The sequence below is a fragment of the Bacteroides sp. 51 genome (assembly GCF_010500965.1).
Lineage (GTDB): Bacteria > Bacteroidota > Bacteroidia > Bacteroidales > Bacteroidaceae > Bacteroides.
On record NZ_QVMI01000038.1, the window covers coordinates 88,226 to 88,502 of the forward strand.

The 277-nt window shown below is 50.5% G+C and carries 1 protein-coding gene; it reads right to left on the reverse strand.

The window, feature by feature from the left end:
- The coding region (locus tag D0T87_RS21050; protein WP_163177802.1) for a DUF4906 domain-containing protein at positions 1 to 277 on the reverse strand (277 nt) is incomplete at both ends.

Below are 277 nucleotides of genomic sequence, written 5' to 3' on the forward strand. Positions count from 1 at the left end.
ATCTGTCAGACCTGCGGCCGTGGTAGGAACTACTGTGCCCTGGGTATTGTAGTTATATACATATACACTGGATAGCTTAAAGTTGGTTACGGCAGTAGGTACTACTACATCTACCCGTGCCACCATGCGCAGGAGGTTGATGTTCTTAATTTCGGTAGTTTCATTAATGGTCTTTGTGCCGATATCGCCCCACATCGGGAAAGGTTTGGAGCCGTCTACCGGCCATTTACCTTCTGCGGGTACGGCAGCGGTAAGCGCGGCCAATGCAGCAGCTTTG